Here is a 21397-nt window from a genome sequence, read left to right on the forward strand (position 1 = left end):
TCGGCGCTCACCTGGCACCGGCCAGGCTGCCCGCGCGCATCCCGGCCAGTTCGAGCACCAGCTCGAACCAGACCTGGTTGGCCCCCGCCTCCCTGACCAGGCCCCAGCGGTGGGCCAGGGCCTCCAGCAGGGGCAGGCCGCGGCCCCCCGTCGCGTCCGCCGAGGCGTGGCAGACGCAGGGAGCCTGCGAGGAGCCCTCGTCCTGGACGCAGACCCGCACGCCCGTCGCCGAGTAGGCCACGGTGACCGTGAACGCCCCACCGTCCCCGGAGCGGGAGTGGATCACCGCGTTGGTGGCGATCTCACTGGTCAGCAGGACACAGTCGTCGTGGAGGGGATGGTCTCGCCCCAGGGTCATCGAGACCAGGCGGCGGGCTCTGACCACCTGGTCCGGGGAACCCGCAAGGCGGAGAACCCATTCGCTTCCGTCGTACTCCGACGAGTCCATATGTCCCCTCCGATACCGTTCCTGCCTTTGGGAAGACGCGGAGCTCGAAAGGGAAGATGTCTCGGAAAAGTAGGAATGCGATCACTTACCGGATAGACAGGTGGGGCTTGCCAGGCGGGCCTTCAGCTGCATGCCCGCACCTGCCGTACCGTGCGGTTTCACCCGTCACATCCGGTGCCAGCGGGCCTCGAAGAAACAGTAGACCGCGAACAGCAGCAGGCCGATCGCGACGACCCCGAGCAACCACGGACCGGCCGGGGTGTCGGCCAGCGAGCGCAGCGTCGAGTCGATGCCCTTGGCCTTGTCGGGGTCGTAGGTGATCGCGGCCTGGATGACGAAGACACCGGCGACCGCGGCGATCACACCGCGGGCGAGGTAGCCGGCCATGCCGAGTTTCTCGGCGAGGTCACGCGCCTTCGGAGGCATCTCGCCGGTGCGCAGGTCCTGGAGGAACCTCTTCTTCCAGCCCTTGTGGATCCAGTAGGCCCCCAGGGCGATAACGCCCAGACCGACCAGGCCCACGATGAACTGCCCGGCGGGCAGCTCCATCAGCGTGGCCGTGAGGTCCTTGGACTGACTGTCCGTTGAGCTTCCCGGGTCTCCGCGCAGCACGACACCGAGCAGCGTGGTCACGATCAGCCCGTAGACCACCGTGCGCGCCGCCGACTCCACCCGGTCCTTGGTCTGCCCCCGGCCGATGACGGCCTCCGACAGCTGCCAGAGGACCAGGGCCGTGAAACCGACGACCATGAGCCAGAGCAGCGCCATGCCGAACGGCTGCTCGGCCACCGTCTCAATGGCCCCGGTCTTGTCGGCCTCCTTGCCGCCGCTTCCACCGCCGAAGGCGATCTGCAGGGCAAGAAAACCAATCAGCCCGTAGAGGACTCCCCTGCAGGCCATACCGACCCGTGCCAACCTGTCCAGCGTCTGACTGTTGGCCGCTCTGTGAGCGGCACCTGCCACCTGAGTCTGAGGGCTGTTCATGACTATCCGCGCTAACCCGCGGACGGCCGGATAAACCTTACTGCTCGGGCATGGCGTCCAGCCTGCGCAGGATGACCCCCTCGCGCAACGCCCACGGGCACACCTCCAGCTGGGCCACTCCGAACAGGTCCATGGTGGCGTCGGCGACGATGGCTCCGGCGGGCAGTTGCGGCGCCCGCCCCTCCGACACCCCGGGCAGCCCGGCCCTCTCCCCCGTGCTCATCCTGGCCAGCCGGTCGGTCCACCCGACCAGGTCCGCGTGCCCGAGCACCCGGCGTACGTTCACCCCCTCGTGCGAGGGCGCCGCGCCGGCGATCCTCGCGAGCTGCCTGAAGGTCTTGGACGTCGCCACCGCGTGATCGGCCTGGCCGTACCGCGACACCTTGCCCACCACGCGGGCGATCTCGGCCCGCACATACCTGCGCAGTGTCCGCACCTCGTCGGCCGACGGCGGGTCGGCGGTGAAGCGGTCGCGGGTGAGACGGCCGGCCCCCAGCGGCAGCGACACCGCCACGTCGGGCTGCTCGTCGATCCCCGAGGCGATCTCCAGCGACCCGCCGCCGATGTCCAGCACCAGCAGCCGCCCGGAGGACCACCCGAACCAGCGGCGCACCGCCAGGAACGTCAGCCTCGCCTCGTCCTGGCCGGACAGCACCTCGATGTCGACCTGCGTGTCGGCCTTGATCCCGGCGAGGACCTCCTCACCGTTCACCGACTCCCTGATCGCGGAGGTCGCGAAGGCCATGAGGTCCTCGACCCCCTTGTCCTCGGCGATCCGCAGCGCCTCCTCGACGAACTCCCGCAACCGCGTCGCGCCCTGTGCCGACAGGCGGTTGCCCTCGTCCATGTGCTCGGCGAGCCTCAACTCCTCCTTGTGGGAGTACGCTGGCAGCGGCCGGGCCCCCCGATGCGCGTCCATCACCAGCAGGTGGACCGTGTTGGAACCGATGTCGAGAACGCCCAGTCGCATGGGATGAAGCTACTACCCCTCGAAGCCTCGCCCGCCGGGGGTTCGTACGTGAACACTCACCGCGTATCCACCACCGTCGTAGGGTGCGCCGTCCCATGTCGCCAGGCGCCGCAGCGGGGCGAGCCCCGAGGCCCGGCACCAGGCGTCGTAGTCGGCCAGGGTGACCGTGGCGGAGGTGAGCGGGAGATGCGCGGCGTCCAGCCCGAACCCGCTCACCAGCAGCCCGCCGGGACGCAGCAGTGCCGCGAGTCCGGCGACGGTCCGCGCCTCGGTCCCGGGGGCCAGCAGGGGGATGACGTTGCCCGCGGCGACGACCATATCGAAGCGCTCGCCCTGCCCACGCCGCTCGCCGGACACGGCCCGGTCCGCGAACTCCGCGGAGCCGCCGAGATCACCAAGGTCACCGAGATCACCAAGGTCGCTGAGGTCGGCCAGGATCCAGGGCAGCTCCGGCGCGGTCCGCCGGGCGACCTCCAGCATGGACGCGTCGAGGTCGACGCCCACGCAGTCGTATCCCAGCTCCGCCAGCCGGATCGCCACCCGCCCGGTGCCGCACCCGGCGTCCAGCACCCGCGCGCCCGGCGGTAGCAGCCCCGCGCACAACCGTGCCTCACCGTGCGTGTCCGCCCCCGACTCGGCCAGTCTGGCGAACCTCGCCGCATACCGCTCCCCGGCGTCATCTCCCGCGATGTCCGCCCAGCGACTTCTCTGTTCCATCAGACTCTCCCGAGGGGATCGTTGCCTTCAGGCGACGGGGGAATCGGGAGCGGGAGAGCCACCCAGGCCCGAGCGTGTGGTGACCTGTCAGGTCTGCGCATTCCGCGTCGCCTCTTTTCCAAATTCGATACGGTGGGAACAGGAGTTCCAGTGAGGGCGGTGGTGTGATGCGCAGGTCCTACAAGTTCCTGTTGCGTCCCACCGTCAGGCATGCGATCGCGTTGACCACCTGTTTGGACGATCACCGCACCCTGTACAACGCCGCACTGGAGCACCGCCGCACCGCCTACGCCAAGGCAGGGGTGAGTGTTCGCTACGGTGAGCAGTCGGCGGAGTTGAAGTACATCCGCGCCGAGGACACCGACGGGCAGGGCCGCTGGTCGTTCTCCTCCCAGCAGGCCACCCTGCGCCGCCTGGACAAGGCGTTTCAAGCGTTCTTCGCCCGCGTCAAGGCCGGCCGCACCCCGGGCTTCCCCCGCTTCAAGGGCAAGGACCGGTTCGACACCATCGAGTGGCCCAGGGACGGCGACGGCTGCCGCTGGGACTCCCAGCCCGAACACCCCAGCGCCACCTACGTCCGTCTCCAGGGCGTCGGCCACGTCCGGGTGCACCGGCACCGGCCGGTACGCGGCACAGTGAAGACGATCAGTGTCAAGCGGGAGGGTTCGCGCTGGTATGTGATCCTGTCGTGTGACGACGTGCCCGCCGAGCCGTTGCCCGTGACCGGCAAGGCGGTGGGCATCGACCTGGGGGTGGCGTCGCTGGTCACCACCAGCGACGGCGACCCCCTCGACAACCCCCGTCACCTGGCCGTCTCCGCCGACCGGCTCGCCAGGGCACAGCGGGACCTGGCCCGAAAGAAGCGCGGCTCGACGCGTCGCCGCAAAGCCGTGGCCCGCGTCGCCGCACTGCATGCTCAGGTGCGCCGCAGGCGCCTGGACGGGGCGCACAAAGCCGCACTGGCCTTGGTTGTCGGCTATGACGTGATCGTGTGCGAGGACCTGCGCGTCACGAACATGACCAGGCGCGCCGCCCCGAAGCCCGATGGCGAGGGCGGGTATCTGCCCAACGGCGGTGCGGCGAAGTCGGGCCTGAACCGCGGCATCTTGGACGCGGGGTGGGGGGTGTTCCTGACGATCCTGTCGCACAAGGCTGAAAGCGCCGGTCGAGAGCTGATCGCGGTGAACCCCGCCCACACCTCCCGCACCTGCTCGCGGTGCGGGCACTGCGCGAAAGAGAACCGCCGCACCCAGGCCGAGTTCGCCTGTACGGTATGCGGGCACATCGCGCACGCCGACGTGAACGCGGCTATCAACATCTTGAGGGCAGGGCTTGCCCTTCGTGAAGCTGCGCGAGCGGCTTAGCGAGAAGCCGTTCCCTTCGGGGAGCGGAGGAGTCACCGGACCAGGGTCTCATCCCCCCTGGGAGCCGCTCACAGCGGCCAGACCGAACATGGACCCGCGAAGGTGTTCGTGGATACCACCACACGCCACCTGTCCATAGGGCTGTCCGGATGCGGCCACTATAAGAAACAGATCTTGTCAATATGGGCGATTATTGCGAATACTTGCGATTTGTTCTTATTCGCGAGAGAGGCCTGTAATGAAGCGCGTTATTGTTCACAAACCTGGCACCGTCACGCTCAGTGGCACCGCGAGCGCCAAGCATGTCGGCTGAGACGAATCACAGCACCGGCGTCCAGCAGTGGGCGCCGGCCCCCAGCAGGACATAGCCATATATCATCGAATATCATCTAAATCGACTTAGAGGAGTCCGGTGAGTCGGGGAGCCCAACCGCCAGAAAACCCGTCTCTTCCCGTGCCGCCGCTCGTGGTGGACGCTGACCGGCACCTGCGCGGACCCTACACCGCGGGGGGCGCGCTCGTCGCCGCCCTGGCGCCCGCGGCCCGGCCCGAGCTCGTCGCCCGCTACGACATCGAGCTGCGCGCGGCGGCCCCCGACCTGCAGGACCTGGTTCCCGACCGGCGCCACTCCGTGGCCGCGAGCCTGCCCAGCGCGGAGCGGATCCTGGTGCACGCACCGCGGCGCACGCTGCGCCTGGCCAACGGCCTGGCCGAGTTCGTCCGCGAGCACCTGGCCGAAACCGGCCCGCGGACGCTGGTCGTCGAGAACGTCGACCGGGCCGACCCCACCGACCTCGAACTCCTGACGGTACTGCGGCGCCGCGTCCCCGCGGAGTCGCTGACCGTGGTGACCCGCCAGGGGACCGCCGTCGAGGACCGGCTCAGCGAGGAGGAGCACGGCGCCCTCGCCGACGAGCTGGAGCGGGAGGGGACGGTCGGCGCGCGACTTGGAGCGGTCCCCTATCACCGCGAGCGCGGCGGCGACACCTCGAAGGCGGTGGAGGCGTTCCTGTTCGCGGTGCAGTGGTGTCTGGACGCGGGCTGCCATGACGCCGTGGTGGATCTCGGCAGGCGCGCCCTGCGCCTCGCCGATCCCGAAGGCGACACCGGGACCTGGTGGCGGCTCCTGCACAGCACCGCGACCGCGCTGGCCGCGCTGGGCAGGGAGGACGAGTCCGAGGACCTGTTCGACCTGGCCAGGCGGGAGAGCGTCTCCCCCGCCGTCCACGCCTCGGTCGCCTACGCCACCGGAATGCTGAAGGTACGCCACCATGACCAGGCCCGGCGCGACCCGGATGCCGCGCTCGCGCTGGTGAACCAGGCGATCGCCATCTCCTCGCTGCTGCCCGACCCGCGCGAGCGGGCGTTCAAGCTGGGGTTCGACCTCAACGGCCGGGCACTGGTGGAGGTACGGCGAGGCCGCCCCGCCAAGGCACTGGAACTGGTCTCCGAGGCCGTCGCCCTGGCCGACCGCGACCTGCGTCCCGGCGAGCACCCGATACACCGGCTGGTGCTGCTGGCCAACAGGGCGCAGCTCACCGTGATGCTGGGCCGCCCCGAGGAGGCGCTGGAGGATCTGGACGCGGTGATCGCAGCCGACCCCGTCTACCCCGACTACTACATCGACCGGGGCAACCTGCTGCACCGGCTGGGCCGGATGGACGCGGCGATCAACGACTACGAGACGGCCATGCGGGTCGGCCCGCCCTTCCCCGAGCCTTACTACAACCGGGCCGAGATCCGCTTCTCCAGGGGCGACCACCGGGGTGCGCTCAGCGATCTGGACCACGCGCTGGAGCTGGACCCGGAGTTCGTGGACGGCCTGGCCAACCGGGCCGGGCTGCTGGCCGCCCTCGGTGAGTACGGCAAGGCCAGGGCGGACGCGGAGACCGGGCTCGCCATCGATCCGGCCAACCCGTACCTGCTGTGCGCGCTGGGCCAGGTGGAGACGGCGGAGGGTCGCTACGACAGGGCGCGTACCGCCTTCGACAGGGCGCTGGAGCTCGCCCCCTCGCTGGCGGCCGCCTGGGCGAACCGAGGACTGCTGGCCTTCGAGACCGGTGACCCCGAGGGCGCCGTCGCGGACTTCACCCGGGCCCTCGACCCCGGAGCGGACCCCGCACTGCTGTTCAACCGGGCGATGGCGCTGCGCGCCGCCGGGCGGGAGACGGAGGCGGTCGCCGACCTCACCCGGGCACTGGAACTGGCGCCGGACGACGAGGACATCAGGCGCGAGCTGAAATCCTGACCCCACCGGACCGCCGCCCGCGGCCACGGAGACGAAGGCGGCCGGAAAACACCCCGGATTCGGCGGAGTGGGTCGGAAAACAGCGGCCGGGAAGACGGAATCCCCATCGCGAAAATCTCATTATCGGATTACGCGTTACCCGCACGGTGATGCGGACACCGGCGCGTATTCGCCGTCACGGACCCGTCGCGCCCCGGGGGTGGGTAGGGATGATTTCCCGATGCGCGATCACAGCGCGCCACTTTGCCGAACGGCCCCGCCGGGAACGCCGCGGGTACCACGGGGCGGACCGGGTCAGCGGAGCGAGCCGCCGAGATAGCGCTCGGCCAGCTCGCAGGTGCCCTCGGTGTAACCGGAGCCCAGCTCGGCGGCGATGTCCGCGCCGATATGGGTACCGATCCAGGCGACCAGCAGCAGGCGGCGGAACATGACGAACGTCCAGATCTCCGCCTCGTCCTCGGCCGGAAGGTCCAGGACGGTCCGGTAACCCCGCACCCACGCGTCGACCAGCTCGGGAACCTCGGGGAGGTGCTCGATGAAGCTGACCGCCGCGGCCAGGTCGTAGAGGTGCCAGCCGAAACCGCAGTCGTCGAAGTCGATGACGCTGGGCGGCCCCTCACCCGCCACGAGCAGGTTCGCGGAACGCAGGTCGGCGTGGATCAGGCCGTAGCGCTCCGGCCCCCGGCCGAAGCGGTGGAGCCGCTCACGCAGTTCCTTGTCCAGCCGCCCCAGCACGGTCCGCGCCTCGGCCCCCATGCCCAGGCCGTCCTGCCAGCGGCCCCACCGCGACCCGGCGCCGAGGGCCGCCTCGTAGTCCCAGTGGAAGCGGGTGAACCACTCGGGCCGTGACCAGCGGCGCGCGTGCCGGTGCATCCGCGCCGTGAGCGCGCCGAGCCGCTCGAAGCCGGGCACCGGGTTCTCCAGGGACGGCTCGGAACCGGGCAGCAACTCGAACATGACGCACTCTCGGGGCTCCGCGCCGGGGACGGTCAGCACCCGGGAACCGCCGGGAGCCTGGAGCACCCGGGGGGTGCGGATCCCCTCCTGCTCGCGGAGCGCCTCCAGCCAGGCCAGCTCGGACAGGATCGCCGGGATGGAGTGGTAGCCGAGGCGGTGCACCCGCAGGATGGAGCGCCTCCCCGTGGCCGGGTCCTCCACCCGGTAGGTGGCGTTCTCCGACACGTTGATCAGCGTGACCTCGGCGTCGGGCAGGCCGTGGATCCGCGCCGCCGCACGTGCCACGTCATGCGCACGGGCCAGCACGCCGCCCCCGGCGGACAGGTCGTGGGCCCGCATCGGTTCCTCCAGCTCAGTCGCACAGGGCGCCAGATCCTATCCGAGATCCGACATCGCCCGCCCGGCTGCGCGGTCCAGGTCGCTCCGGCGGTCCGCTTCTCCCCGGTCCTGGTCACGTACGGCGTGCCCCGTCGAAGGCCCGGGACCGGGAAACCTGATGCGGATCTTGGACTCCCGCTGCGGAAGGCGCTCCCAGTCATCCATGAGGGTCGCCTGGAGGCCGCATCCGGCGGCCAGGTCGAGCAGGGTCTCGGTCCGGTAGTAGAAGGTCTCGCCCAGGACCTGGTGCTCCCTGCCCTCGGTGCGCTCGAAGGTGAAGTCGAACCAGCCCCCCGGCCTCACGATCCGTCCGACGTTCCGCAGGCACTCCTCGATCACGTGCGGCGGGGAGTGGGAGAAGACGCCGTGGGCGTGGACGACGTCGAACGCCCCGCCGGGCAACGCGGCGAAACGCAGGTCGGCGACCGGCAGAAGATGGGGGAGTTTGTCGCGCAGGTCGTAGGTGACCAGGGTCTCCTGGGCGGCGATCAGGATCTCCGGGGAGATGTCGAGACCGTAGTAGTTTCCGGTGTCGAGGTAGCCGATGAACAGGCGCCCGGCCCGCAGGTTGCCGCAGCCGATCTCCAGCATGCGGTGCTCGGGTTTCAGACCGTGCCGCACCAGATAGTCGAACTGCGCCTTCCCCAGGGCGACCCAGCGCCGGTAGGACCTACTGCCCACGGCCCCGCGAGGACTGCGCGCGGTCTCGGACCTCATGACGGCCCGGTAGTAGGCGACGTGGTCGCGGGTGCTCAGGCGCAGCCACGTGTTCCTGGTCACCCGTCGCAGGTGCCGGGGGACTCTTCCCGGATGGCCAAGGGCGTACCTGAGCCGGTGAACGATGCGCGCGCGGTTGTGACCGTGCATGTCTCTCCCCACGTCTGGACGACACCTCGATATCCCACCGGTGACAAGATCGTAGCCTGAAGTAAGATGAAGGTCACTCTTGGTAAGCGTCGTCGGAATGTCGCCTGGCGGTCTCTCCCGTCTCACCGGGCGACAGTCCCGGCCCGCGCCGGTCCTCCGAAAGCCTCGGGCAAGCGTCGGATCGTTATGACACCTCGGATCGCCCGACCGGCGACGCCCGCACACCCGGCAGTCGGAGCCGGCGGTCTTCGAAACGGTGAGGAGCCCGGTGAACCTGGAACTCGCGCTGCGCATGTGTGAGGCCGCGGTGCGGCAGGCCGTGCGGGAGGGGGCGCTCATCTCGGTCGCGGTGGTCGACGCGGGCGGGCATCTGGTGGCGTTCCAGCGGATGGACGGCGCGCGGATCTCCGGCCCCGTCCTCGCCCCCGGCAAGGCCCACACCGCGGTGGCCCACCACATGCCGACCGCCGACCTCGCGCCGCTGGTCCTGCCGGGAGGCGAACTTCACGGCCTGGCCGGCGACCGGTACGTGTGCTTCGGCGGCGGCATCCCGCTCGGGGCGCCCGGCAACGGCCGCGGGGTGGTGGGCGCGGTCGGCGTCAGCGGCGGCACCATCGGCCAGGACGTGGCCTGCGCCGAGGCCGCCGCCGCCCTCTGGGAAGGGTCATAGCGGGATATATTCGGAGACCTCCCTGATCAGCGGCTAGTGCTCCCGCCCCCGAGGTCGACCGGGAAATCCCCGCCGGATGTCAGGCACCGGCCGTGGAAAGGCTCCGGTCGATCTCGGCGCGGGTGGGCATCGAGCTACTGGCACCCGCGCGCTGGACGGACAGGCCCGCCGCCGCGGTGGCGAAGCGGACGGCCCGGTCGGCGGGCCGCCCCTCGACATGGGCCACGGCGAGGGCGCCCACGAAGGTGTCGCCCGCGGCCGTGGTGTCCACCGCGTTCACCCTGGGCGCCTCGACCCACACGGCGGCCTCGTCGCCGGAGGAAGTGAGCGCGCCGCGCGCCCCCAGGGTGATGATCACCCAGCCGACCGTACCCCTCAGCTCCTCCAGGGCGCGCTCGTGGTCGGCCTGACCGGTGATCGCGACGGCCTCGTGCTCGTTGGCCACCAGGATGTCCACCGCCTCCAGCAGCTCAGCGGGCAAGGGCTGGACGGGTGCGGGGGTGAGGACCACCGTGGTCCCGGCGGCGCGGGCGGCCCTGGCGGCGGCGGTGACCGCCTCGATGGGGAGCTCCAGCTGCAGCAGGAGCATGTCGGAGCGGGAGATGACCTCGATCTCGGCCTCGGTGGGGGCGGTCACGGTCCCGTTGGCACCGGGAACCACGATGATCGAGTTGCCGCCGCCGCCGTCCACCACGATCTGGGCGATGCCCGAGGGGCCGGGGGCCGTGCGCAGGTTCGTCACGTCGACGCCCGCCTCGGCGAGCGTCCTGCGCATCTCGGTCCCGAAGTCGTCGTCACCCACGGCCCCAAGGAAGGCCACCTTGGCACCCGCCCGCGCGGCGGCGATGGCCTGGTTGGCGCCCTTACCGCCGGGAACCGTGCTGAAGGCGCGACCGGCCACGGTCTCGCCGAGCGCGGGTGCGACGTCGACATAGGCCACCAGGTCCATGTTGACGCTGCCGAACACCGAGATCATGATTCCTCCGCCCCCAAGGCCAGCGTACGGCGGGCCAACTCGTCCAGGCCGATGCCGTCGAACCCGCTGATGCTACTGGACAGCCGATTCTTCAACGACCACCCCTCCGGGATTCCCGACGCGCCGCGTAACGCGCCGACGATCGAGCCCACGGTCGCCCCCGCCGAGTCGGTGTCCCAGCCACCCGCCACAGCGCCGGCGATCGAGGCGGTGAAGTCACCCTGGCCGTGGACCAGTGCCGCCGTGATCAGTGCGGCGTTGTTGATCGTGTGGACCCAGTGCAGTTCCCCGTGGCGTGCGTGGAGCCGGTCGACGACCCGTTCGAAGTCCGGTTCCCGGCGCGCGTCCTCGGCGGCCTGCCGTACGGCGGCGGCCAGGCGGGAGTCCGGCGGGATCACTGCGAGTCCGGCGGCGACCACCTCCTCGGCGGAGGAGGCCGTCAGCGCCGTGGCGCACATCGCCGCCACGAACATGGAACCGTAGATCCCGTTGGCGGTATGGCTGAGCCGCGCGTCGCGCCAGGCGAACTCCGCGGCCGTGGCCGGATCACCGGGGTTGGCCCAGCCGTAGACGTCGGCCCTGATCAGCGCACCGATCCACTCCCGGAACGGGTTACGGAAAGTCGCCGTGGAGAGAGCTCCCGGGTCGTGGGGGGTGGGCGGTTCCAGGCCGGCCAGCAGGTTGCGGTAGGCGGCGCGCTCGGCGGTGAAGACCCGGCCGCCGGGCAGCTCGTCCAGCCAGAGCCGCCCGACGTCGTCGGTGCCGAACCCTCGGCCGTACCGCTCCAGCAGGACCAGGGCGAGCAGCGCGAAGTTGAGGTCGTCGTCCTCTGGGACGCCGTCGATGTTCTCGGCGAGGCTGTTGACGGCGCTGCGGCGGTTCCACGGCCAGCGCCGGCCGATCTCGGCGGGAAGTCCCCTGGCGGTGAACCATCCCCGGATCGGCCAGTTCCCTGTCGCCTCGGCGATCGCCCTGATCCCCTCCCGGGGGATCTTCTCCACCGGCTTGCCCAGCACGCAACCCGCCGCCCGGCCGACCCACCCGCCGAGCATCCGGTCCATGACCTGTGTGCCCGAGGTGGCCGTGCCCCTTTGTGACGGCCACCTCGGGCAGGCTGTGACGATCTCGGCCAGAGTGGCGGGCTCGGCGAGCGGGGACGGGATCGCGGCGAGCTCGTCGAGCAGGTCCTCGGCCAGGCGGCGCAGCCGCGCCGGCGGAGCCTCTGGCGAGGCTCCCGCCCGGGGCGGGGCGTCGTGTCCTCCCGCGGCGTGCCAGCGCGCGGCGATCTCCGTCACCTCGCGGCCGTCCTCGGCGGCCTGGCGCAGCTCGTGGCCGACCAGGTCCTCCGGCTGCACCCAGGTCAGCCTGATCATCCGGCGTCCCCGGCGAGAGCGGCGAAGGCGGACTCGTGGGCGCGGCGGCGTTCCAGGTCCGCGCCGTGGATACGGCGGGCGACGCGGGCCAGACTCAGGCCGGGGGTGAGGAGGTCGGTGCGGCTGGCGATGGAGATCTGCTCCACCCAGTCGGCCGGGACGGCCTCGCGCCCGCCGAGGGCTCCGGCGACGGCGCCGCCCATGGAGGCGATGGAATCGGCGTCGCGACCGTAGTTGACGCCGCCGAGGACGGTGTCGCGGTAGTCGCCCTTGGCGATCAGCAGGAAGGCCAGGGCGAGTGGGAGTTCCTCGATGCTGTGCAGGCGGCTCGGGCGGCGGGCGCCGAGACCCTGGTCACGGTAGGTGTCGGCAACCGTGTCGTAGGGCTTCATGGCGGCGCGCAGCGTCTTGAAGGAGCCGTCCCAGTGGCCGAGGCCGCGGGCCGCCGAGCACACCGCGTCGATGGCCGCCTTGGTACCGTCCCGTGCCAACCGCAGGCAGGCCGCGACCACCGAGTCAGGCGTCGCGCCCGGGCGCATGGCCTCGGCCACCGCGGCGGCGAGCACCCCGGCCGCCTCCCGGCCGTAGCTGGACTGGTGGGCGCCGGCAAGCTCGATCGCCTCGGCGTAGGCGGCGTCGGGGTCGGCGGCGTTCACCACGCCGACCGGCGCCATGTACATCGCGGCACCGCAGTTGACGATGTTGCCGACGCCTGCCTCACGCGGGTCCACATGGCCGTAGTGCAGCCGCAGCACCAGCCACTTCTCCGCCAGGAAGACCCGCTGCAGCGGCAGTGCCTCGGCCTCCAGCTCCGGAATCCAGCGCTTCTCCCCCATCATCTCCGGTACCAGGTGCTCGGCCGCCGCGTAGGCGTCCAGGTGGCCCCCGACCCGCTCGTAGACCCGGATCAGCGCGTGGGTCATCAGGGTGTCGTCGGTGATGTGGCCGTCACCCTTGTGGTAGGGCGCGATGGGGCGGGCGTTCCGCCAGTCCTCGAAGTACGGCGGGACCAGGCCCTCGACGTACCCGCCGTAACGCTCGTGGATCTGTTCGGGCGTCCAGCCCTCGGTGGCACCGCCGAGGGCGTCGCCGACCGCGGCACCCGCCACGCATCCCACGGCCCTGTCCTCAAGCGTGCCCCTGCCCGCTGTACTCATCCGATCCATCCCCTCGCGATGTCCAGTAGATCGATTCCCGCCAGTTCGGGTAGGCAGCAGCCCGTCAGGGTGGTGCTCCACCCCCGCGGCAGCCCGTCGTGGCCGGTGAACGCGCCGGTCAGCGCGCCGGTCAGCGCGGGCGCGGAGTCCGCCGCGGCGGCCAGGCAGGCGGCGGCCGGCACGGCGGTGCGTATCGAGCCGCCGGAGACCTCCGCCAGCGCGAGAGCCACCGGAAGCGTCTCGGCGGCGGCCACCCCGTAGCTGTAGACGTGGTCGAACAGCGCCGCGTCCAGCGCGGGCACCGCCGCGAACGGATCGCCCGCCTCGCGCGCGACCGCGAGCGCGGTGCGGGTCGCGCGGCCGATGACGGTGTCGTCGGGAAGCGCCTCCAACGCGGCCCGCACGGCGTCGCCCATCGGACCGCCGTCCACCAGGACGCCGATCGCCCGGGCCATCGCGACGGCTCCGAGCACGCCGTCACCGGCGTTGGTGACCTGGGCGTCGGCCGTGGGGTCCAGCCCGGCGGCCCCGAAGGCGACCGCCCGCACGGCTGCGGCGTCGTCGAAGAAGTGCGGGTTGTCGTGCCCGCTGGCGGGAGGGCCGAGACCACGCGCGAGGTTGTCCAGCGCGGTCCGCACCGAGATCCGCGCCCTGACGTCGTCCCTGCCGGTCAGGCCGGCGAACGCCGCCACGCGGTCCTCGTCGATGGTGAGCACGGTCCAGGCGAGCCATTCGGCGTCGTCGGACGGCCCCATCATCAGCGGCGCGACCGGCTGGTTGAGCGCGAACGGCACCGGCAGAGTGGTCACCCGATGCTCCTCGGCGAAGGCGTCGAGCTCGCGGTGGAGACGTCTGCTCCACGGTGCGTGCACCCCCGCCCGGTGCCGTGACGACGGCCATCCCGCCGCGTCGCCCATCGCCAGACCGGCGAACGCCCCCAGGATCCTGTCCCCCGACATCATCGCCCTACGTCCCTTCCAGGAGCTGATCGGCCACGTCGAGCACGTGCCGTCCCGCGGTCACCGGCAGGCAGCGCCCCTCGACCGGGCCGATCTGCCGTGCCCAACGCTCCGGCACCGCCGCCTCGCCGCGTCCCGCCCCGGCGAGGGCGCCGGCGATGGCCGCGGTGGTGTCGGCGTCCCGTCCCAGATTCGCCGCGATCACCACGGACTCCTCGACCTCTCCCCCGCCCAGCAGGTAGGCGGCGAAGGCGAGGGCGACCGCTTCGGGAGCCAGGTCCGTCCACGGGTAGTGCCGGACCACGACCGCCTCGTGCAGCCGCCCGGCGACGTCGCCGGATCCGGGGCCGAGGGCCTTGCGGGCACGATTGACGCTGCGGGCGGTCCACGAGTCCTCGGGGATCACGCCGAGGCCGGCCGCGACCGCCTCGTCCGGGGAGGCGCCCGCCATCGCGGCGGCCACCGCCCCGGCGACCGCGCGTCCGCCGAGGATGCCCTCCCCCGCGTTGCTCACGCTGCCGTCGACCTCCACCAGACGGGCGGCCTCGCCGGGATCACCCGCAGCGAAGATCCCGTACGGTGCGGCGCGCATGGCCAGGCCGTCCGACCAGCCGTGGCGGTGCCACTGGCCGGTCAGCGGTGGCCGGAGTCCCTGCCGTAGTGCCTGGATGGCGCCGAGCTCGGAGAAGCCCGCACCCTTCATCGGCCCGTCGATCAGCGGGATGATCTCCTGGCGATAGGCCTGGACGACGTCCTGAGAGGTCAGCGCGTGCCCGTGCCGGATGAGCAGGGAGGCCGCGAAGATGGTGTACTCGGTGTCGTCGGTGCCACCGCCGTCGATCTCGGTCAGCCTCCCCCAGCGGGCGGCGATCTGTTCGGGCGAGAGGTTCTCCGCCGGGCGCCCGAGGGCGTCGCCGGCCGCGAGGCCGAGCAGACATCCCCGGGCGCGCCCCCGATGTGTCAAGGTCACTGGGTGTATCGCTCCAGCACCTTGTTGCCCTCGTCGACCAGCTTCTTCGCCACCTCGTCAATGGTGATCTTGTTGGCGAAGTACTGCTGCAGCGTCGGCGTGGCGACCTTGCTCTTCCACTCGTCGAAGCCGTTGACCTTCAGGAACGGCGCCACCACGAGGTTCTTGGCCGATGCGGTCGCCACGTTCCAGCCGTTCTCCTCGACCGTCATGGCGGGGTCGCCCGCGGCCTTGACGGAGGTCGGCAGCAGCCAGTCGCCCTTGGCGAGCCTGACCTGGTTGGCACCGTTGAGGAAGAAGGAGATGAACTTCAGCGACTGCTCGGGATATTTGCTGTCCGCGGCGACCGACAGCGTCTGCGAGACGGCTCCCTGCTCGGAGCCGACGCCCTTCAGCGGCGGGAGGGTGATCCATTCGAAACCGTCCGGCGCCTGCTCCACGACCTGCTGGCGCAGGTAGACGCCGGCGGGCAGCATCGCGTACTTACCGGCGTAGAAACCGGGCAACGGATCGGCCGAGCCCATGCCGAGCGCGGACGGGTCGGCGGACTTGTCCTTGTAGAGCTGGTCATGGATGCGCTGGAGCACCTCGCGCTCCTCGGCTCCGACCTTGACAGTCGTCTTGCCGTCGGCGTCGGTCTGGAAGAAGGTGCCGCCGAAGTTCAGGGCGAGGTTGAGCACCTTGTTGACCGGCGACTTCATCGGCCAGGCGACGCCGTAGGTGTCGCCCTTGGTGAGCTTCTTGGAGATCTCGGCGAACTCGTCCCACGTCCACGGGCTGTCCGGGGTCGGGATCCGCACGTCCGCCGCCTCGAGCAGCTTCTTGTTGGCGATGGTGACCTGCGACTCCTGCAGGAACGGCACACCGTACACGCCCTGGCCACCCTTGCCGTCGCCGAAGGTGACGGTGTCCCAGGCGGGCTGCGGGATGTCGCTCTTCAGCTCGGCCGGGACCTTGTCCTTGATGTCCATCAGGTAGCCGCGGCTGGCGAATCCGGACAGGGCCGGGGAGTCGTCATGAATGACGTCCGGCGGGTCACCGGCCTCGAAGGAGGTGACGAGCTGGTCGTTGACGTTGTCCCAGCTTCCCTGGATGTACTCGACCTGGATCTTGGGGTTGGCCTTGTTCCACTCGGCGACCAGCTCCTTGTTCGCGGCGATCGACTCCTTCTGCCAGGCGAGGCTCTGGAATTTGATCGTCACCGGCTCGTCGGGGGCGGCCGCGGGCGATTCCGAACCGCATCCGGCGGCCAGAACGAGGAGGCCTGCGGCCAGCACGACCCTCATGCGCATATGACTTCTCCTATCGGGGGGTGGGGCTATCCCTTGACGGCCCCGGCCATCAGGCCGGACTTCAGCCGTCGCTGGATGAATGCGAAGAACACCAGGCTCGGGATCGTCGCCAGGAGTGAGGCGGCCGCCAACGGCCCGAGCCGCACGACGCCCTCGGCGCCGGTGAACTTCACCAGCGTCAGCGGCAGGGTCGCCACATCCGGGTCCTTGAGAACAATCAGAGCGAACAGGAACTCGTTCCAGGAGGAGATGAACGCGAACAGCAGGGTCGCGACCACTCCCGGGGCCAGCAGCGGGGCGACGACACTCACCAGCGAGCGCACCCGCCCGGCCCCGTCCGTCGCGGCGGCGTCCTCCAGCTCACGCGGTACGGCACGCACGTAGCCCTGGAGCATCCACAGCGCGAACGGCAGCGTGAAGGTGACGTGCACGACGGTCAGCCCCGGCAACGTGTTCACCAGGTCCAGTCCGCGCAGGACCATGAACAGCGGGATGATGATCAGGATGAACGGGAAGACCTGGCTGACCAGCACCCATCCGATCGCGATCCGGTTGACCAGCGAGCGGTGGCGGGCCAGCGCGTAGGCGGCGGGCAGCGCCAGGACCACGGTGAGCACCGCGCTGGCCACCGCGACGACGAGGCTGCGCACGCCGCTGCCGACCAGGTCCTGCTCGCCGAAGGCGTCGGTGAAGTTGGCCGGTGTCGGTGAGCGCGGGATCCACGTCGGGTGCAGGCTCGCCAGCTCCTGCGGCGTCTTCAACGCCGTGGACAGCAGCCAGACCAGGGGGAACGCAAGAAAGACGAGGTAACCGGCCAGGGCCAGATAACGCAGTGACCTGCCCATGTCAGCTTGCCTCCCGCATCTGCCGCCAGAGATAGACGCCGAGCACGGCCAGCACGACGATCACGATCGCCACCCCCAGGGTGGCCGCGTAGCCGAAGAAGCCGTAGCGGAAGGCCTCCTCGTAGGCGAAGAGCATGGGCAGGCGTGTCTGCCCGCCGGGGCCACCCTGGGTGAGAACGTAGATCAGCCCGAACTGGTTGATGTTCCAGACGAAGTCGAGCGAGGTGATGGCCACGATGACCGGGCGGAGCTGGGGCAGGGTGATGCTCCAGAACTTCCGCCAGACACCCGCGCCGTCCACCTCGACGGCCTCGTACAGCTCCTTGGGAACGCCCTGCAGCCCGGCCAGCAGTACTACCGTGGTCTGTGGCATACCGGTCCAGATCCCGACGACGATCACCGCGGGCAGCGCGACGGAGAAGTCGTTGAGCCAGTCGATCTCGGTGCCCAGCATGCCGTTGAGGATTCCGGCGTCCGGGTGGTAGACCAGCCGCCACATCAGCCCGATGACCACGGGCGGCATCGCCCACGGCACCATCGCCAGTACCCGGGCGAACCCCCGGAAGCGCAGATCCTGGTTGAGCAGCAGGGCCAGCCCCAGCGAAGCCAGGAACTGCAGCACCGTCACCGAGACCGCCCAGATCATCCCGATCCGGAACGACGCCCAGAAGTCCCCGTCGGAGAGCAGGTCCCCGAAGTTCGACAGCCCGACGAACGAGGTGACCGAGTTGCGCCCGGAGCGCGCGTCGGTGAACGCCAGGAAGATCCCGTAGAGCAGCGGCCCCACGCTGAACACCAGCACGGGCACCAGCGCGGGCAGCATCAGCAGCAGCGCCTCACGCCCCTGCAGCCCGCCCTTCCGGGGTTTCCTCGGGCTCGCCGTCCTGACCGGCCGGTCGGCGGTGAGGGTCACGGCGTCTCCTCTCCTACGGTCGAGGCCCTGACCACCAGGCGGGGCGGCACGGTGACCACTCTGGGCTCCCGTTCGCCGTTGCCCAGCCGGTCCAGCAGCAGTTCCGCCGCCGCCCTGCCCCGCTCGGCCGAACCGAGGGAGACGCTGGTCAGGGCGGGCCAGGCGGTCGCGGCCATGTCGATGTCGTCCATGCCGGCCACCGCCACGTCCTCGGGCACCCCGCGGCCGGTCCGGCGCAGGACGTCCAGGGCGCCGAGCGCGATCAGATCGTTGGCGCACATGATCGCGTCCAGGTCGGGGGCCCTGGCCAGCAGCCGGCTCACCGCGGCCGCGCCCTCGGCGCGGTAGAAGTCACCGATCTCCACCAGGTTCTCGTCGTACGGCAGGCCGAGGGCGGTGAGTGCCTCGGCGTAGGCCGTGGACCGGGCCGAACCGGGGACCGTGTCCAGCGGGCCGTTGACGAACCCGATCCGGCGGCGTCCCAGGGAGTGGAGGTGGTCCAGCGCCAGCCGTACACCGGTGCGGGAGTCGGTGCGGATGTTGTCCACCCGCGTGCCGTCCGGCACCGAGCCGATGATGACGACGGGGGCGCGGGCCGCCTCGACGGCCTTCAGATGCGCCTCGCTCACTCTGAGCGGGATCATGATCAGCCCGTCCACGTAGCGCTCGCCGAGGCTGCGGAGCACATCGATCTCGTCGGCGACGTCCGCGTCCGTGGAGTGCAGCACGAGACGGTATCCGGCGGCCTTCAGCACCGGCTGGATCTCACGGACCATCGCCAGGTAGACCGGGTTGCCGATGTCCGCCATCGCGAAAGCCACCTGGTTGGTCCGGCGTGATTTCAGCGACCGGGCCACCGAGTTGGGGACGTACCCCAGTTCCTCAGCCGCGCTGAGCACCCGGCGCACGGTGTTCTCACGGGTCGGCAAACCGTTGAGGACGCGGGAGACCGAGGCGATCGAGACGCCCGCCCGCTCCGCGATCGTAGTGATCGTCGGCCCGTCGCTCACAGAGACCACGCCTTTCTGTAAACGATTACGGTGATCTTGATGACGTACTGAAAACGTTTACGGGATCAGGGGAATGTAACTCGCACGCAACAGAGGGCGTCAAGTCACGATCAAGTAACAGCACGCGCGGTAGGCGGCGTTCCAGCCGGCGGGCAGGGGGCGGCACCACCTGGTCGGCAGATACGTCCCGACGCTCCCGGACGTCCCCGGAAGTGCCGGTGGCGTAGCTCGTCGCCAACGGATATCCGGAACCGATGGCAGGTGGCCGGGCCCAAGTCGTAGGCGACGGTCACGAGCCGGGTCCGGTCGCGTGTCCGGAGCCTGTCGAGCGGGCGTCCGACGTGACCGGTCCGACGCCGAGGTACGCCGGGCGGGACCGGCGCGACCGCCGAGGTCAGGAGCGCAGGTAGGCCAGGACCGCGAGGACGCGGCGGTGCTGGTCGCCGTCCTCGGCGTACAGGCCGAGCTTGGCGAAGATGCTGCGGATGTGCTTCTCCACGGCCCCGTCGCTGATCACCAGCTGACGGCCGATGGCGGGGTTGGATCTGCCCTCGGCCATCAGGCCGAGCACCTCGCGCTCGCGCGGGGTGAGCTGGGCGAGGGGGTCGTCACGACGGCGCCGCACCATCAGCTGTGCCACCACCTGGGGGTCGAAGACCGTACCACCGGACGCGACGGTGCGCAGGCCCGCCATGAAGTCGTCCACATCCACGACGCGGTCCTTGAGCAGGTATCCCACCGCGCCCCTGGCGTCGGCGAGCAGGTCGTCGGCATAGGAGACCTCCACGTACTGGGACAGGATCAGCACCGGCGCGCCCGGCACCCTCCGGCGCGCCTCCACCGCCGCCCGCAGCCCCTCGTCCGTGAAGCCGGGCGGCATCCGCACGTCCACCACCGAGACGTCGGGCCTGTGCTCGGCGACGGCGGCCACCAGCCGGTCACCGTCCCCCACCGCGGCGACCACCTGGCAGCCGAACTCCTCCAGGAGCCTGATCAGGCCCTCCCTGATGAGCACCGCGTCATCGGCCACGACTACCCGCACGGAACCTCCGCCACTATGACCGTCGGCCCGCCGACGGGTGAATCGACCACCAGCTCGCCGTCGACCGCCTTCAGGCGGTCACCGAGACCGGACAGGCCATGCCCCTTGGCGACATGTGCGCCGCCAACCCCATCATCCCCGATTGTCAGCATCAGGAAGTCACCCGTCCTGGTCAGCGTCACGGTGCAGATCGTGGCGTGGCTGTGCTTGGCGATGTTGGTGAGGGACTCCGCGACGACGAAGTAGACGCTGTTCTCCACGGCGGCGGGGAATCGTCCCTCCACCTGGACGTCCAGCTCGACGGGGACGGTGCAGCGCCCGGCGAGCGCGGCGAGCGCGGGGGTCAGGCCGCGGTCGCTGAGGATCGGCGGGGCGATGCCGCGCGAGAGGGCACGCAGCTCGTCCAGCGTCTCGCGGGTGGAGGTGATGGCCTGGCCGAGCATCTGCTCGACTCCCGCCGGGTCGCGCCTGAGCTGGCGCTGTGCCCGTGACAGGTCCATGGCCAGGGAGACCAGGCGCTGCTGCGGCCCGTCATGGATGTCACGCTCCAGCCGGCGCAGCGCGTTGGCCTCGGCCGACACCGCGGCGGCCCGCCCCTCGGCCAGGTCGTCGATGCGATCGTGCAGCTCGGCCACCCCGGTCAGCATGGCCCTGCCGAGCCCGGCCTGGATGAGCGCGGCGCCCCGCACGACCGGCGAGAGAGTGATCGCGAACAGCACGCCGATGACGGTGTTGATCACCACCTCGACCCAGAGACCGCCGCCCAGGCCGAGGAGCAGGCCGAGCCCGCCGTCGTTGCCGGGGATGGCGTAGACGATCCACCCGTAGAGCGGATAGGTGAGGCCGAGGATCGTCCCGGCCCACCAGGTCACCGCGAACACGAAGGTGACAATGGAGATCGGGAAGGCCACGACCCCGTAGAGCATGTCGAGCCAGGACTGGCCGTTGGTGAGCGGGTTGACCATCCTGCGGAACCATCCGGCGTCCTGCGGGGCGGGCCGGTACCTCGGCCTGGCGACGGACCGGCCGAGCACCTCGGGCAGCCAGCGCCGCTCGACATCGGCGAATCCCCTGGCGACCAGGAGGGTCACCGCGAGGATGGGCAGGCCCACGAACACGACGGCCGTGCCCGCGCCCGCGGAGAAACCGGCCACCATGAGGACGAACCAGATGACCGAGAGGGGAAAGCCCACCAGCAGGTAGCGGGTGTCGGTGCCGATGCGGCCGAGGAGGGTTCTCATGCCGCCAACGCTATGA

20 protein-coding genes are annotated in these 21397 nt (G+C 70.7%); 3 read left to right on the forward strand and 17 right to left on the reverse strand.

Translation table 11 applies throughout. The features are described from left to right. Positions 1–7: 7 nt before the first annotated feature. From ACQP0P_RS29960 to ACQP0P_RS29975, 4 genes are all read right to left on the reverse strand, one after another. Positions 8–448, reverse strand: a complete 441-nt coding sequence (locus ACQP0P_RS29960; RefSeq protein ID WP_433360734.1) for an ATP-binding protein — start codon at positions 446–448, stop codon at positions 8–10. A gap of 165 nt (positions 449–613) precedes the next feature. Continuing rightward, complete coding sequence (locus tag ACQP0P_RS29965; protein ID WP_433360737.1) at positions 614–1363, reverse strand: DUF1206 domain-containing protein; 750 nt, start codon at positions 1361–1363, stop codon at positions 614–616. A gap of 106 nt (positions 1364–1469) precedes the next feature. Next, entirely contained in the window at positions 1470–2402 is a 933-nt protein-coding gene (locus tag ACQP0P_RS29970) for a Ppx/GppA family phosphatase (RefSeq protein WP_433360740.1), read from the reverse strand. Between the two features lie 12 nt (positions 2403–2414). Then, positions 2415–3119 (reverse strand): class I SAM-dependent methyltransferase, encoded by a 705-nt coding sequence (locus tag ACQP0P_RS29975; RefSeq protein ID WP_433360743.1) that lies wholly within the window; start codon positions 3117–3119, stop codon positions 2415–2417. Between the two features lie 167 nt (positions 3120–3286). Here ACQP0P_RS29975 and ACQP0P_RS29980 point away from each other — a divergent pair, with 167 nt between their 5' ends. Together ACQP0P_RS29980 and ACQP0P_RS29985 are read left to right on the forward strand one after the other, a co-directional pair. After that, positions 3287–4483 carry an RNA-guided endonuclease InsQ/TnpB family protein gene (locus ACQP0P_RS29980; protein ID WP_433360746.1) on the forward strand — a complete coding sequence of 399 codons (1197 nt, stop codon included), beginning with the start codon at positions 3287–3289 and terminating at the stop codon, positions 4481–4483. Between the two features lie 454 nt (positions 4484–4937). Beyond that, positions 4938–6731, forward strand: coding sequence for a tetratricopeptide repeat protein (locus ACQP0P_RS29985; protein ID WP_433360749.1), 1794 nt, complete (start codon positions 4938–4940; stop codon positions 6729–6731). Positions 6732–7025: 294 nt separating this feature from the next. On the opposite strand, the gene ACQP0P_RS29990 is transcribed toward ACQP0P_RS29985, so the two are convergent. Both ACQP0P_RS29990 and ACQP0P_RS29995 read right to left on the reverse strand, forming a co-directional pair. Beyond that, positions 7026–8027: a phosphotransferase enzyme family protein gene (locus ACQP0P_RS29990; protein WP_433360752.1), complete on the reverse strand. Its 1002-nt coding sequence runs from the start codon at positions 8025–8027 to the stop codon at positions 7026–7028. 36 nt (positions 8028–8063) lie between these two features. After that, complete coding sequence (locus tag ACQP0P_RS29995) at positions 8064–8933, reverse strand: class I SAM-dependent DNA methyltransferase (protein ID WP_433360755.1); 870 nt, start codon at positions 8931–8933, stop codon at positions 8064–8066. A 268-nt stretch (positions 8934–9201) separates the two neighbouring features. On the opposite strand from ACQP0P_RS29995, the gene ACQP0P_RS30000 reads away from it, so the two are divergent. Continuing rightward, entirely contained in the window at positions 9202–9603 is a 402-nt protein-coding gene (locus ACQP0P_RS30000) for a GlcG/HbpS family heme-binding protein (RefSeq protein ID WP_433360758.1), read from the forward strand. Positions 9604–9682: 79 nt separating this feature from the next. On the opposite strand, the gene rbsK is transcribed toward ACQP0P_RS30000, so the two are convergent. From rbsK to ACQP0P_RS30055, 11 genes are all read right to left on the reverse strand, one after another. Continuing rightward, positions 9683–10579, reverse strand: coding sequence for a ribokinase (gene rbsK, locus ACQP0P_RS30005; RefSeq protein WP_433360761.1), 897 nt, complete (start codon positions 10577–10579; stop codon positions 9683–9685). After that, positions 10576–11952, reverse strand: coding sequence for an ADP-ribosylglycohydrolase family protein (locus tag ACQP0P_RS30010; RefSeq protein ID WP_433360764.1), 1377 nt, complete (start codon positions 11950–11952; stop codon positions 10576–10578). Before ACQP0P_RS30010 ends, rbsK begins: the two co-directional genes overlap by 4 nt. After that, on the reverse strand, positions 11949–13109 hold the full coding sequence (locus ACQP0P_RS30015; RefSeq protein WP_433360767.1) for an ADP-ribosylglycohydrolase family protein: 1161 nt from the start codon (positions 13107–13109) through the stop codon (positions 11949–11951). Before ACQP0P_RS30015 ends, ACQP0P_RS30010 begins: the two co-directional genes overlap by 4 nt. Then, positions 13106–14071 carry an ADP-ribosylglycohydrolase family protein gene (locus tag ACQP0P_RS30020; protein ID WP_433360770.1) on the reverse strand — a complete coding sequence of 322 codons (966 nt, stop codon included), beginning with the start codon at positions 14069–14071 and terminating at the stop codon, positions 13106–13108. Before ACQP0P_RS30020 ends, ACQP0P_RS30015 begins: the two co-directional genes overlap by 4 nt. A 4-nt stretch (positions 14072–14075) precedes the next feature. Next, positions 14076–15038 (reverse strand): ADP-ribosylglycohydrolase family protein, encoded by a 963-nt coding sequence (locus ACQP0P_RS30025; RefSeq protein WP_433360773.1) that lies wholly within the window; start codon positions 15036–15038, stop codon positions 14076–14078. Continuing rightward, positions 15035–16330 carry an ABC transporter substrate-binding protein gene (locus ACQP0P_RS30030; RefSeq protein ID WP_433360776.1) on the reverse strand — a complete coding sequence of 432 codons (1296 nt, stop codon included), beginning with the start codon at positions 16328–16330 and terminating at the stop codon, positions 15035–15037. Before ACQP0P_RS30030 ends, ACQP0P_RS30025 begins: the two co-directional genes overlap by 4 nt. 26 nt (positions 16331–16356) lie before the next feature. After that, positions 16357–17175, reverse strand: coding sequence for a carbohydrate ABC transporter permease (locus ACQP0P_RS30035; protein ID WP_433360779.1), 819 nt, complete (start codon positions 17173–17175; stop codon positions 16357–16359). 1 nt (position 17176) lies between these two features. Beyond that, entirely contained in the window at positions 17177–18088 is a 912-nt protein-coding gene (locus ACQP0P_RS30040) for a carbohydrate ABC transporter permease (protein ID WP_433360782.1), read from the reverse strand. Continuing rightward, on the reverse strand, positions 18085–19098 hold the full coding sequence (locus tag ACQP0P_RS30045; RefSeq protein ID WP_433360785.1) for a LacI family DNA-binding transcriptional regulator: 1014 nt from the start codon (positions 19096–19098) through the stop codon (positions 18085–18087). Before ACQP0P_RS30045 ends, ACQP0P_RS30040 begins: the two co-directional genes overlap by 4 nt. A gap of 394 nt (positions 19099–19492) precedes the next feature. Further along, positions 19493–20140 carry a response regulator transcription factor gene (locus ACQP0P_RS30050; protein WP_355548456.1) on the reverse strand — a complete coding sequence of 216 codons (648 nt, stop codon included), beginning with the start codon at positions 20138–20140 and terminating at the stop codon, positions 19493–19495. Continuing rightward, positions 20131–21381, reverse strand: coding sequence for a sensor histidine kinase (locus tag ACQP0P_RS30055; protein WP_433360788.1), 1251 nt, complete (start codon positions 21379–21381; stop codon positions 20131–20133). The genes ACQP0P_RS30050 and ACQP0P_RS30055 overlap by 10 nt, the downstream gene beginning before the upstream one ends. Positions 21382–21397: the final 16 nt, after the last annotated feature.

The sequence above is a fragment of the Streptosporangium sp. CA-115845 genome, from assembly GCF_050943795.1.
GTDB lineage: Bacteria > Actinomycetota > Actinomycetes > Streptosporangiales > Streptosporangiaceae > Streptosporangium.